At 36.9% G+C, this 13,417-nt stretch carries 13 protein-coding genes; 3 read left to right on the top strand and 10 right to left on the bottom strand.

Annotation, left to right across the window (positions count from 1 at the left end):
• Positions 1-52 precede the first annotated feature (52 nt).
• The 5 genes from accA to ACIP9W_RS00615 form a co-directional block, all read right to left on the bottom strand.
• Positions 53-1,006, bottom strand: coding sequence for an acetyl-CoA carboxylase carboxyl transferase subunit alpha (accA, locus tag ACIP9W_RS00635; protein WP_400785100.1), 954 nt, complete (start codon positions 1,004-1,006; stop codon positions 53-55).
• Positions 1,000-1,869: an acetyl-CoA carboxylase, carboxyltransferase subunit beta gene (gene accD, locus ACIP9W_RS00630; protein WP_400785098.1), complete on the bottom strand. Its 870-nt coding sequence runs from the start codon at positions 1,867-1,869 to the stop codon at positions 1,000-1,002. Before accD ends, accA begins: the two co-directional genes overlap by 7 nt.
• Positions 1,866-2,510 (bottom strand): FadR/GntR family transcriptional regulator, encoded by a 645-nt coding sequence (locus tag ACIP9W_RS00625; RefSeq protein WP_400785096.1) that lies wholly within the window; start codon positions 2,508-2,510, stop codon positions 1,866-1,868. Before ACIP9W_RS00625 ends, accD begins: the two co-directional genes overlap by 4 nt.
• Before the next feature lie 109 nt (positions 2,511-2,619).
• Positions 2,620-5,679: a DNA polymerase III subunit alpha gene (gene dnaE / locus ACIP9W_RS00620; RefSeq protein ID WP_400785094.1), complete on the bottom strand. Its 3,060-nt coding sequence runs from the start codon at positions 5,677-5,679 to the stop codon at positions 2,620-2,622.
• A 15-nt stretch (positions 5,680-5,694) separates the two neighbouring features.
• Positions 5,695-6,624 (bottom strand): DHH family phosphoesterase, encoded by a 930-nt coding sequence (locus ACIP9W_RS00615; protein WP_400785092.1) that lies wholly within the window; start codon positions 6,622-6,624, stop codon positions 5,695-5,697.
• 105 nt (positions 6,625-6,729) lie between these two features.
• Between ACIP9W_RS00615 and ACIP9W_RS00610 the strand changes: the two genes are divergently transcribed.
• Positions 6,730-7,038 (top strand): YtpI family protein, encoded by a 309-nt coding sequence (locus tag ACIP9W_RS00610; RefSeq protein WP_282241390.1) that lies wholly within the window; start codon positions 6,730-6,732, stop codon positions 7,036-7,038.
• A 297-nt stretch (positions 7,039-7,335) separates the two neighbouring features.
• On the opposite strand, the gene ACIP9W_RS00605 is transcribed toward ACIP9W_RS00610, so the two are convergent.
• Together ACIP9W_RS00605 and ACIP9W_RS00600 are read right to left on the bottom strand one after the other, a co-directional pair.
• Positions 7,336-8,643: a DRTGG domain-containing protein gene (locus ACIP9W_RS00605; RefSeq protein ID WP_282241388.1), complete on the bottom strand. Its 1,308-nt coding sequence runs from the start codon at positions 8,641-8,643 to the stop codon at positions 7,336-7,338.
• Positions 8,644-8,698: 55 nt separating this feature from the next.
• Positions 8,699-9,388 carry a metal-dependent hydrolase gene (locus tag ACIP9W_RS00600; protein ID WP_400785090.1) on the bottom strand — a complete coding sequence of 230 codons (690 nt, stop codon included), beginning with the start codon at positions 9,386-9,388 and terminating at the stop codon, positions 8,699-8,701.
• A 112-nt stretch (positions 9,389-9,500) separates the two neighbouring features.
• Here ACIP9W_RS00600 and ACIP9W_RS00595 point away from each other — a divergent pair, with 112 nt between their 5' ends.
• Complete coding sequence (locus ACIP9W_RS00595) at positions 9,501-10,595, top strand: M24 family metallopeptidase (protein ID WP_400785088.1); 1,095 nt, start codon at positions 9,501-9,503, stop codon at positions 10,593-10,595.
• Positions 10,596-10,623: 28 nt separating this feature from the next.
• On the opposite strand, the gene crcB (ACIP9W_RS00590) is transcribed toward ACIP9W_RS00595, so the two are convergent.
• From crcB (ACIP9W_RS00590) to ald, 3 genes are all read right to left on the bottom strand, one after another.
• Positions 10,624-10,998, bottom strand: coding sequence for a fluoride efflux transporter CrcB (gene crcB, locus ACIP9W_RS00590; RefSeq protein ID WP_400785086.1), 375 nt, complete (start codon positions 10,996-10,998; stop codon positions 10,624-10,626).
• A complete protein-coding gene (gene crcB, locus ACIP9W_RS00585; RefSeq protein WP_400785084.1) occupies positions 10,974-11,330 on the bottom strand; it encodes a fluoride efflux transporter CrcB in 357 nt (118 codons plus the stop codon). Before crcB (ACIP9W_RS00585) ends, crcB (ACIP9W_RS00590) begins: the two co-directional genes overlap by 25 nt.
• A 79-nt stretch (positions 11,331-11,409) precedes the next feature.
• Positions 11,410-12,525 carry an alanine dehydrogenase gene (gene ald, locus ACIP9W_RS00580; RefSeq protein ID WP_400785082.1) on the bottom strand — a complete coding sequence of 372 codons (1,116 nt, stop codon included), beginning with the start codon at positions 12,523-12,525 and terminating at the stop codon, positions 11,410-11,412.
• 382 nt (positions 12,526-12,907) lie between these two features.
• Between ald and ACIP9W_RS00575 the strand changes: the two genes are divergently transcribed.
• On the top strand, positions 12,908-13,360 hold the full coding sequence (locus ACIP9W_RS00575; RefSeq protein WP_282241382.1) for a universal stress protein: 453 nt from the start codon (positions 12,908-12,910) through the stop codon (positions 13,358-13,360).
• Positions 13,361-13,417 lie beyond the last annotated feature (57 nt).

The raw sequence follows: 13,417 nt of genomic DNA, 5'->3' as shown, positions 1-13,417 counted from the left end.
CATCTTATCATGAATGGAGTCAAAAAAAATGCGTCACTATAGACGCATTTTTTTACTCGGTGAATTCCCCAATATGTTTGAACTTATTATAACGCTCATCGATTAATTGTTCAGCAGAAAGCTTGGAAAGCTCACGTAAAGAGTTGAGAAGAACTTCTTTCATATACGTTGCTTGTGCCTCTGAATCTCTATGAGCACCGCCATAAACTTCGCGAATAACTCCATCAATGATATTCATCTTTTTCAAATCAGGTGCAGTTATTTTCATCGCTTCTGCCGCTTGTTTAGCGAGTGATGCATCTTTCCATAAAATCGATGCTGCTCCTTCTGGAGAAATAACCGAATAAGTGGAGTTTTCCAGCATATGAATATGGTTTGCAACGCCAAGTGCAAGCGCACCACCACTTCCACCTTCTCCAATGACAACACTAATAACCGGTACTTTTAAACCAGCCATTTCCACTAAATTTCTAGCAATCGCTTCACTTTGTCCACGCTCTTCTGCTGCTTTACCAGGATAAGCCCCTTTTGTATCGATAAAACAAATAATCGGGCGATTGAATTTTTCTGCTTGTTTCATTAAACGCAATGCTTTTCGATAGCCTTCCGGATGTGGCATTCCGAAATTACGTTTAATATTTTCTTTTGTATCAGCTCCACGTTGATGACCAATAATCGTAATAGGTTTACCATCGAACAATGCAATTCCACCTATGATTGCAGCATCATCTCCGTACAGACGGTCGCCATGTAGCTCGATGAAATCTGTAAATAATAATTGAATATAATCTCTTGTCGTCGGACGGCTAGGATGACGAGCAACCTGCACACGATCCCATGGCTCCATGTTTTCATAGATTTCTTTTTCTAATCTTTGTAATCTTTTTTCTAGATTTTCTATTTCTGCAGTCATATCCACGTCTGCATTTACAGTATACTCTTTTAACTCTTCTATTTTAGCTTTTAGCTGAACAACTGGTTCTTCAAAGGGCAATGTTTTTACCATGTAGAAACCTCCTTACTCATATGCATTTGGACAAGTGTTGCCACTTTTTCACGCATATCTTTTCGATGAATTACTGCATCCAACTGGCCATGCTCCATTAAAAATTCTGCTGTTTGAAAATCTTCCGGAAGTTTTTCACGCACTGTTTGTTCAATTACTCGACGACCAGCAAATCCTATCAATGCTTTTGGTTCTGCAATATTAATATCACCTACTGAAGCAAAGCTTGCTGAAACACCGCCTGTAGTTGGATGCGTTAAGATGGAAATATATAAAAGACCGTGATCGCTATGTCTTCTTAACGCTACGGAAGTTTTCGCCATTTGCATTAACGATAGAACACCTTCTTGCATTCTAGCCCCACCGCTTGCAGTGAAAATAATAAATGGAACTTGAAGCTCCGTTGCTTTTTCAATAGCTCTCGTAATTTTCTCTCCAACAACAGATCCCATAGAACCCATTCTGAAATGGGAATCCATAATTGCTACAACTACTTTTTGTCCTTCTAATTGACCCACACCAGTAAGGACGGCTTCATTTATACCAGTTTTTTTTGCATCCGATTTAATTTTTTCTGTATAGCTTGGAAAATTTAATGGATTTACTGTTTCTAAATGGTCGTCCATTGATTCAAATGTGTTTTCGTCTAAAAAGATTTCTACTCGTTCATGTGCAGTCATTTTCATATGATGATCACAAGTAGGGCAGACTTTTAAATTTTTCATCAAGTCCTTAGTGAAGACATTTTTTCTACATTCCGGACATTTCATCATAATTCCTTCCGGCACATCATTTTTCGCTTTTTCAGTTGGTATTGTTGCATATTTCTTTTTTTGGTTTTTTCTAAATATGTCTCGAATCATTTTATTTCTCCCCTATTCGTTAACAATTTCCATTCATTGTAATAGGATATTGCTTGTTGCTCATTCCCAACTTTTAAATTGGTCAAAAGTAGCTTCCAGGCTTTCTTCTCTTCTACATTCATAAAACTGCGATAAGGTTCATCAGCAAACTGTTTCAATAAAAACCATATTTTCAAGGCTAGTCGATTATTAGATATAATGATAATTTCTCGAATAATATCTTCTTGAAGTACTTCCTCATGTAATTTATCTAAGAAAGCATCCCAAATGGATTGTTTATGAAGTACATCTGTCATACATATTGTACGAATTGCGTCTTTTTCTAATGCTTGCATCGTAGTATGAACATCTTTTTTGGATTTAACATCCTGTAATATAAAAGTAGATAATAATTCCACTAACTGATGTTTGCGAAAATCAGAAAGAAAAGTTCCTTCTCCTCTTCTTGTTTCTATTATTCCAAGCAATTCTAAACTTCTAAGCGCTTCCCTTACAGTGGATCGACCAACCTGTAGTCTTTCTGCAAGCTCTCTTTCAGACGGTAGTTTTCCACCAACTGCAATATTTTCATCATGAATGAGTTGTCTTAGTTGCTTAACTATTTCTAAAAACATTTTCCTGGAGTTATTATTTGGAATCATTCAAGCCTCACTCTTCCATTAATTACAAAGTGGTCTGACCACTCATAGTTAATAGCATACAAAAAAATGAGAGTCACGTAAAGAAAAAACTGTACGAGGAATGTACAGTTTATCTTGAAACTATTTTTCCTATTATTTGAGTTCGACCATTACGACGCTCCGATTTTCCCTCCACTACAATGATTGCTAGCTCTTCTAACAAAGAATTATGCTTTGCATAATCCTCTGGAAATAGCGTGACAGAAACACTTCCCGTTTCATCCTGTATCGTGACAAAAGCCATCGATTCGCCTTTTTTCGTTCGAATTTTTTTTATTTCCTGTATTAATCCAACTACGGTGACTTTCCAATCTTTCGAAGCTTGGACGACATCCCAAATATCCATAACTTGTTGAGCCATATGCTTTTTCTTCGAAACTGTAGGATGCTCTGAAAAATATTGACCTAATACTTCTTTTTCAAATTGAAGTTTGACCATAAGTGGCAATTCATCCGTTCGAATATACTTTGACTTTCCAAAATGAGTCGCATTTCCTTCAAATAAGTCAGTATCCTCCGTAGGACTAACAAGTTCTGCGTACTTTACTGCTGCGTCCAGTGTTGCCAGTAGGGTAGATCGCTCTTCTTGGAAATGATCGAGTGCACCTGCTTTGATAAGTGGCTCCATATTTTTTCTAGTAAAATGAATAGCAGATAAATCAGCAGCAAGGTCAAAAAGATCCTCCCACTTCCTTGTTCCATTCCTTCTTTGTTGTAATAATTTTTGGATAAATGCGTGTGAAACACCTTTAATCGCTTGTAAACCAAATCTTACTCCATCATTTTCCACAGTAAAAAAGTTGCTGCTATTAAAAATAGAAGGCGGTAGTATAGGAATTCCTTTTTGCTTCATTTCCATTACTAGTTGATTAATCTTGTCTTGATTGCCCGTTGCTGTGCTAAGTAACGCACAATAAAAAGCTTCTGGAAAATGTGCTTTTAAGAAAGCCATTTGATAGGAGATGACACTGTATGCTACCGCATGGCTTTTTGGAAAACCATAATCTGCAAAGCGAACAATCAGATCATATACAGATGAAGAAGCCTGTTCAGAATGACCTAGTTGAATTGCTTTTTGCACAAAATGCGTTCTTTCTTTTTGCAAGATTTCTCGATTTTTTTTACTTACTGCTCGACGGAGTAAATCGGCTTCTCCAAAAGTAAAGCCTGCCATTTGGGATGCGATTTGCATTATTTGTTCTTGATAGACGATAATCCCATATGTTTCTTGTAGGATCGGCTGTAAAACCGGATGTTCAAATGTCACCGGTAGTTGTCCTCGTTTTCGTTTCGCATAAAGTGGAATACTTTCCATTGGACCTGGTCTATAAAGAGCATTTACTGCTACAATGTCTTCAAACTTTGTCGGTTGGATTTGCTTTAGGGATTGTCGCATACCTTCCGACTCTAGTTGAAAGACACCCGTCGTATCGCCGTTTTGTAATAGATGGAAGGTACGCTTATCATCGAAAGGAATAGAATCCAGCGAGAAAGATTGACGGTTATTCTTATGGATAATCTTTAAAATTCGTTCAATAATCGTTAAGTTTCTTAGCCCGAGAAAATCCATCTTTAACAAGCCTGCCTGTTCCACTTCTTTCATCGGCCATTGTGTTAAAAATAGATCGTCATGCCCCATTTGAATGGGAACTACGTCTACTAATGGGACCGGTGATAGTACAACCCCTGCGGCATGCGTAGAGGCATTTCTAGGTAATCCTTCTAACGCCAATGCAACTTCAAACCACTTTTTTCGTATTTCTTCTGTTTGTATAAACTCACGTAACTTTTGTGATTGTGCATACGCTTCTTTTAAAGTTATGCCATGTTTGTTTGGGATAAAAGAAGAAATAGCTTCTAATGTAGACGATTCAAAGCCAAAGATTCTCGCAACTTCTCTGGCTACTGACTTTGCGGATAATGTACCAAATGTAATAATTTGCGAAACATAATTTTTTCCGTATTTTTCGGCAACATATCGAATAACTTCCATTCTTCTTGAATCCGCAAAGTCAATATCAATATCGGGCATGGTGATACGTTCAGGATTTAAAAATCGTTCGAATAAAAGACCATATACAAGAGGGTCCACGTCCGTTATAAAAAGGGAATAGGCGACAAGTGAACTTGCGGAAGATCCTCGACCCGGACCAGTCAAAATACCCACTCTTTTGGCAAATTTTATAAAATCTTGCACGATTAAAAAATAATCCTCGTAATTCATCTCATTAATAATTTGAAGTTCATAATGTAGACGGTCTTTATAATTTTGTGTCACTTCGCCTAAACGAATGGTTAAGCCTTCTTCGCAAAGTGCTCGCAAATAATCTTTTGCACTTTGCTGCTCAGATAAGGGAAATTTCGGCATAATATGTGATTGTTTGTCGAAATTAACACAACATCTTTCTAGCATAGCTTTCGTATTTTCAAGCCATTCAGGTACATCGGAGAACCATTCCGCCCATTCTTTTTCTGTCAACACATGATAGGAATCTTCCGGAGGTTTTAATCGATTTCGATCAGACATTTTTAAAGATTGATCCATAGCGTTTAATACTTCATAGGCAAACGCATCTTCTTTTTGTAGATAGCGACTCATATGAAAAACAGTAATATTAGTGGAGAATTGTTTTGATGCTTTGAATATTTCGTCTTCGAACTCTTGCTTTATTCCATTCGTTCTTTCTATTCCAACATACAAATTATTATCTCTAAATAAGTCTTTTAGCTCCCCTAAACTATCTTCAGAAAACTGTTTATCTCCTCGATAAACTGCAATGAGACCATCTTTATAAGCTGCAAGCCATTTCTTAGGGAGTTCCTTCAACTCCCTTGTTTCTAAGCCGCTTGAAATTTTTAACAGATTTTCATAGCCTTTAATATTTTCCACATACAGTACGAGTGGAACACTTTTATCGTCTAATTGGACATGGATTGATAGTCCGATAACCGGATGAATTTGTTGATTTTTCATTGCATGCCAAAAAGGCATTATGCCATACAAAGTACTATTTGTAATGGCGACTGCCTTTGCGTGATTACTTTTTAACTTTTCTATAAGTGGCTCCAATTGAATTGTACTTTTCAGCATATCCGCTGATGTTACAATTTGTGGATATACTGTTTCCATATAACACACCTCAATTTACAGCTTTTTTAAATCTTCAATTACCAAATCTGCTTCTTCCCAAGTTTGTACAGAAGCCCCGGCAGCAAGTGGATGACCGCCACCACCATATTTTTTCGCCACTGTATTAATGATAGGACCTTTAGATCGCAAGCGAACTCGAATGGTATCTGTATCTTCTATGAAAAATACCCAGCATTTCATGCCTTTGACATCCGCTAACACACTTACTAATAAGGAAGCCTCTGAATCGGATACATTATATTCTTTTAATAATTTCCGCGTTAGTTTCATATGACCAACACCGTTGTCATCCATTTCAAAGTTTGCATATATATATCCTTTTAACTGAAGCAGGTTGCTTTCTACTTCATACATCCCATTAAATAGTTCTGTGCGATCAAACCCATAAGAAATTAATTGACCTGCAAATTTCATCGTTTGCTCTGTTGTACTATGGAACATGAATCGACCAGTATCCCCAACAATCCCTGCATATAAAAGTCTTGCAACAGTCGCATCCATCTTCCAGTTTTTATAGTCTTTCGCTTCTGCGAAAAGCTCACAGATCAATTCACTTACAGAGCTTGCATTTGTATCGACCCAAAGTAAATCTCCGTACGCATCATCATTTGGATGATGATCGATTTTTATCAGATAGCTTCCTAGCTTATAACGTTCGTCATCAATTCTTTCCGTATTAGCTGTATCTGTAACAATGATTAATGCATCTTTAAAATCCTCATCCAACACGGAGTCAGGACGAGCAAGAAAATCTAATGTGTGTTCATGTTTTCCCGTTGCTAGTACTTTTTTGTTCGGATAGTTCAGAGATATTAACTCTTTCAGTCCAATTTGAGAGCCATAAGCATCCGGATCTGGTCTCACATGTCTGTGAATTATTATTTTGTCATAGCGTTCGATTGTGTCGATGATTTGTCTTTTCATGTCATTTCTCCTCAGTTAGTCAGGATTACCATTCGCATTTTTTGAAATTTACTATTACAATAATAGAAGGATATGATGGAAGTTTCACTTTAATGGAGGTTCATAATGATTCTTAATGGAATATTGATATGTGCAATAGTTATCTCATTTGTTTGGTATTTCTATTTTAAAACAAAACAGTTACGAACAAATTTACCGATTCGAAAAAAATGGTTTGCTGCAAGGGCAGCTGTATGCCTTGGTGCGTTCATGTTTTTCTTCGGTCTTAACTTTTTAGTAATTTACCAATCCTCTGTTACGTATGCTGTTACTGGTTTGTTTGTTTTACTTGGTGGTTATTTTATGTATCATAATTATAAAGCAAGCAAGCATTACGGACAGTTTGTTCAAGAGGAACTCACGTTAAATCAATAAGGATTAGAATGATGCAGCTCTAACAGCTGCATCATTTTTTTATCCCGCATTAACGGGGCAGTAAGACTCCGACTTCAAGATTGAAGAAAAACGTAAAGATGAGTGGGAGATCAACTGCCCGTATAAGCCCGATGAAATAAATGATCCCAGACTAAGTACGCAACATCGTGTTGCTCCTGCGCACAGCTCGTGGCAAAATAAAAGAGCGTTTGCAACGTCTGTGTGTCCCACATCGTGTGGGACATAACTAACAATCTGCGGGGGATGAAGACCCCCCCTGCTGATTGAAGTTTCACTTTATCTCTCCAATAACTGATACGTAACCATTGCTTTTCCTACTAATTGTTTTTCGTTGAAAACTTCTAGGTCCATTTTTGCCACTTTTCTACTCATTTCTAAAACGCGAGCATGTACTCGAAGTATACTCTCTAATTGGATTGGCTTTGTATAATAAATCGTCATATTCTCGACAACACTTTCTCCACGTTTTCGAATTTTCAACGTTTGAGATCCTGTCTCCGTGACTAGTATCGTAAATGCACCGTAAGACATTGCACCAAAATGATCGGTCATTTGAGGGGTTACTTCAAATTCAAAGATAAATTCCTCTGAAGAAATTGCTTTTATTTGCTGTTTCACAATATCATCAATAGTTTCTCCATTTTGAGGTTGCCTCGACGCTGCTTGCAAAGCTTTTAAGACGTCCTGTCTACTGATAACCCCTTCTAGATTGTTGTTATCGCCTACAACTGGCAATAAATCGATTCCTTCCCAAATCATACGGTGACTTGCCGAAGCTACACTCGTTTTCATCGTAATAGATATAGGTGTTCTCGTCATAACTTTTTCAATTAGTTCATGATTTTCTTTTCCGATTACATCTCTAGCTGTGACAATTCCTACTAATTTATTCGCTTTATCCACCACTGGAAATCCTCCATGTGTGGTTTCATCATTCAATTCTCGATATTGCTTTACATGATCGGTAGTACGTAGAAACGATGTTTTTTCTAAAGGAATATAAATATCCTCAATAAGCAGTACGTCTTTTTTGATCAATTGGTCATCAATTGCACGATTAATCATCGTTGCAACCGTAAATGAGTCATAACTTGTTGAGATAACCGGCAATTCAAATTCATCAGCTAGTTTCTTTGTAGGCTCTGGAACATCAAAGCCCCCTGTTACAAGTATTGCCGCTCCTGCCTGTAGTGCGGTTTCATGAACCTTTAAGCGGTTTCCAACAATGAGTAAATTACCAGGCTCTACGTATCGCATCATATCTTCTAATTGCATGGCACCTATTACAAATTTGTTCAACGTTTTATAAAGACCCGTTTTACCACCTAATACTTGTCCATCTACAATATTTACAACTTCTGCGAAAGTTAGCCGTTCAAAATGCTCTTTTTTCTTTAACTCTATTCGTATAGTTCCTACTCGTTCAATCGTACTAACTAGCCTTCTAGTTTCCGCTTCTTTTATGGCACGATAGGCAGTTCCTTCACTAACTATTAAGTCTTTTGCAATTTGCCTAACCGATATTTTATCTCCAACTGGCAGTTTTTCTATATACGCTAATATTTGTTCGTGTTTTGTTGTCATGTAGTCACATCCAAACGCTTGTTATACGTTTATTGTACCACATTTTCCTTTTTTTCTAATCACGTGACAGTTGTACGCTGTCTCCTGCATTTAAAACTTGAACTTCCGCTGATTTTACAAGTTCCTTGAATTTATTTGGATCCTGTTTAATTGGTGGGAAAGTATTGTAGTGAATTGGTACAACTATTTCTGGTTTTAATAATTCCACAGCATAGGCAGCATCCTCTGGCCCCATTGTGAAATTATCTCCAATAGGTAGGAAAGCAACTTTAATGTTATTTCTATCACCGATTAACTTCATATCTCCAAACAAAGAGGTATCCCCTGCATGATAGATTGTCTCTCCCTCTACTGTAAGTAGTATTCCAGCAGGCATTCCAGTATAAACGGATTGACCATCTTCCTTTGTATATGAGGAGCTATGGAATGCTTGTGTAAATTTTACTGTACCAAATTCAAATTCTCTGGAACCACCTATCCCCATTGCATGCACTTTAACACCTTGAGATTCTATAAACTCTGCAAGCTCAAACGGTGCAACTACTAACGCATCGCTTCTTTTTGCAATCTCAACAGTATCCCCTACATGATCATTATGACCATGTGTCAATAGAATGACATCAGCCGTTACTTCCGAAGCCTCTAGATCGGTTTGTCCATTTCCATTTATAAAAGGATCAATTAATATTGTATGTGTATTTGTTTGAATTTTTACTACTGAATGTCCATGATAACTGATATACATGTTGTCATCTCTCCTTAAAAATTATTATACTTCTTAAGTATTGATTCTACGTAGATGCGATAATTCCTTTATTCTGCTATCCTTAATTTATAAATATAAAAGAGGTGTCAGTATGAATCAAGTCGAAAAAATCCAAAACTTTTTACAAACAAACAATATGGAAGCAGCTTTCATCACCACTCCTGATAACGTATTTTACTTTACTGGTTTCCGAAGTAATCCGCATGAACGACTACTTGGTGTCGCTATTTTTAAAGAAGCAGAGCCGTTTATCATTTGTCCGCAAATGGAAATCCCAGATGCAAAAGCTTCCGGTTGGAAAGGTCAAATTGTTGGACATCAAGATACAGATAACGCATGGGATATTGTTGTTCAAACAATGAAAGAAAAAGCAGGAGATATTACAACGCTCGCAGTTGAAAAAGCCCATTTAACAGTTGAAAGATTAGAAGCTTTAATCGAAAGAATTCCCAACTTACAAGTTTCTAGAATTGATGAGAAAATAAACGATCTTCGTGTCATAAAGTCCGAAGAGGAATTAGAAAATATGCGCAAGGCTGCTGAACTTGCTGATTTCGCAATTGAAGTTGGATGTAAAGAAATTGCAGAAGGTAAAACGGAGTTAGAAATTTTAAACGCAATCGAACTAGCTGTGAAAGAAAAAGGCGCTGCTCAAATGTCTTTTGATACAATGGTATTAAGCGGACCAAAAACTGCTTCTCCACATGGTACACCTGGAGAGCGTAAAATTCAAAAAGGCGACTTTATCTTATTCGATCTTGGAGTAGTTTATAATGGCTATTGCTCTGATATCACACGCACAGTTGCTTTTGGTGAACCAACAGCTGATAAACGAGAAATTTATGAAACAGTTCTACGAGCAGAAGAAGCTGCTGTACAAGCCGTAAAACCAGGAATTACTGCGAGGGAGCTGGATAAAATAGCTCGGGATGTCATTACAGACGCAGGCTATGGAGAGTATTTCACTCATCGTTTAGGACATGGGCTTGGAATTTCTGTACATGAATTTCCATCTATTACAGGTGTCAATGAGATGAAATTAGAAACTGGTATGGTATTTACGATTGAACCTGGTATTTACCACCCAGAAATAACAGGTGTTCGCATTGAAGATGACGTTGTTGTAACAGCAGACGGCGTAGAAGTTTTAACAAAGTTCCCGAAAGAATTACAAATAATTTCTTGATGAAAAAGCACTCTTCCATGGGTGCTTTTTACTTTCCTAACAAATATCCTAAAAATGCAAACACTAATCCCCCACTGTAAGTAATAACAAAATATATTAACCACTTTCGAGGATACTTTTGAAGGATGAGCAGCTCTTTATGAAGTGTAGAAAAAGTGGTAAAAGCTCCAAGAAAACCAGTTCCAATTAGCAAAGTATAAATATCCTTTAATCCCACACTCAAAATGAACCCAAGGAGAAAAGATCCAATCAGATTAACTGCAAGTGTTCCAAGAGGTAAACGATCTTCTTCCGTTTTGTTCAACTTCTGAGAGGTATAATATCTAGAGATCGCACCTAAAAAACCTCCAGCTCCTACAGCAAGAATATAATAGACATTCATTCGACCACCTCTTTTTTCCATCCTAAATTACTCATGAAAATACCACCGACTATACTTACAAGAATATACACAAAAGCAAGCAACACTTTTCCTTGCTCAAATAATTGGATAGTTTCTACACTCAAAGTAGAAAAGGTAGTAAAAGATCCTATAAAACCTGTACCAATTACAGCCTTCAACTGACTTGAAAAATAAGTGATTCTAGAACTTAAATAAGCTAAAGCATAACAACCAACTAGATTCACGAATAATGTTGCAAACGGAAAGGATGAACTTGTATAAAAGAAGATTCCTACTAAATAACGTGAAATAGCCCCTAAAGCTCCAGCTAAACCAATATATAAATAAATCAATTGCACCCACTCCATCTTGCCACAAAATTAGAAATCACCCAAATCTTTAAACAGAGTTGGGTGATAGTATGTCCTACTATTAGTTCAAAAGAGTTGCAACATCAACATAAGGTAAACCTTGTGCTTCAGCAACTGCTTTAAATGTTACATGACCTGCTAGTGTGTTAATACCTTTTTGTAATGCAAGGTTATCCAAACAAGCTTGCTTATAGCCTTTATTTGCTATTTGAAGCGCATAAGGTACTGTTGCATTGATCAAAGCCATTGTAGATGTTCTAGGAACTGCTCCTGGCATATTCGCAACAGCGTAATGTACTACACCATGCTTTTCATATGTTGGATTATCATGTGTTGTAATACGGTCAGAAGTTTCGAAAATACCACCTTGATCAATAGCAATATCAATCACTACTGAACCCGGAGACATAGATTTAATCATTTCCTCAGATACAAGCTTCGGTGCTTTTGCTCCTGGAATAAGAACTGCGCCAATGACTAAATCTGCCTCTTTTACCGCTTCTCCGATATTATACGGATTAGAGATTAAAGTTTGTACTTGGCTACCAAACAAATCTTCCAATTGACGAAGACGATCAGGATTAAGGTCAATAATTGTCACTTGTGCACCCATTCCTAACGCAACTCTAGCTGCGTTTGTCCCAGCAATTCCGCCTCCTACTACAGCTACCTTCGCTCGAGGAACACCTGGCACCCCACCAAGTAAGATTCCTTTACCACCATTAATTTGTTCTAAATATTGTGCACCAATTTGAGTTGCCATACGTCCTGCTACTTCGCTCATTGGTGACAGTAATGGAAGAGTATTATTAGGAAGCTGAACCGTTTCGTATGCTATAGCAGTTACTTTCTTTTCTAGAAGTACTCTTGTTAAATCATCTTCAGGCGCTAAATGTAAATAAGTAAAGAGAATAGATTCTTCTCGTATAAGATCAAACTCAGCATTTGTAGGTTCTTTTACTTTCATAACCATTTCTTGGTTCCAAGCCTCTTGCGCTGTTTGAACAATGATTGCCCCTGCGTCTATATAATCCTGATCGGTGAAACTAGATCCTAATCCTGCTCCTGTTTCAATATATACTTCATGATTATAATGCGTTAAACTTACTACCCCAGCCGGCGTCATTGCCACACGGTTTTCATTGTTTTTCGTTTCTTTCGGAATTCCAATTCGCATTTCTATATCCCCCTATGTAATCCGATATTGTTGAATAAATGATTCGACAAGCCAAATAAATCACTTTCGACAATTCCATTCTATCATTTCTATATTCATAATGCTTCAATAATTTAAATTATATAAGTACGAACTTATATTATCTAAATTATACCACTAAAATTTCACATTAAACGCTCTAAAAACTCATTATACACTTGTTCTATTTTGATACGCTTAGACAGACAGGAATAATTAATCCATCATTTCCAAGGGATAAGTACCATGTAATGGTGTAGAACTCTTTAAATTCACTTGACGAAAAATTAAATAATGAAAACAAGCAGGAATATGTCAATAAATATCGAAATATATATGTATAAAGAATAAGGAGGTTTTTATTATGTCATTAAAATATAAACAAATTCTAGTTGCTGTAGACGGTTCAAAAGAAGCGGAATACGCATTTAAAAAGTCAGTTTCTATCGCAGCGAGAAACAGTGCGACATTAAATCTCGTTAATATTATTGATACAAGATCGTTTGCTGCCATCGAAGCTTATGACCGTTCTATAGCTGAGCGGGCACAATCATTTGCAGAAGAATTGTTAGAAGGTTATAAAACAGAAGCACAGGCAGGCGGAGTTCAACATGTAAATATCATCGTTGAATATGGTTCTCCTAAAACGATGATTTCTAAAGACCTTGCTAAAAAAGTAGTAGCAGATTTGATCATTTGTGGTGCTACTGGTCTTAATGCGATGGAAAGATTTTTAATCGGAAGTGTTTCTGAATACATTGTACGTTCTGCAACATGTGACGTACTGGTTGTTCGTACGGAAGAAATTCCAGACTAAGAAAAGCACGTTAAACATTTTAAATACTCGTAATTAGCTAGAGGGTAGCCCTGCTTT

Source organism: Psychrobacillus sp. NPDC093180 (assembly GCF_044754065.1).
In the GTDB taxonomy this organism is placed as follows: Bacteria; Bacillota; Bacilli; order Bacillales_A; family Planococcaceae; genus Psychrobacillus.
This window is presented reverse-complemented; position numbering and strand designations above follow the sequence as displayed.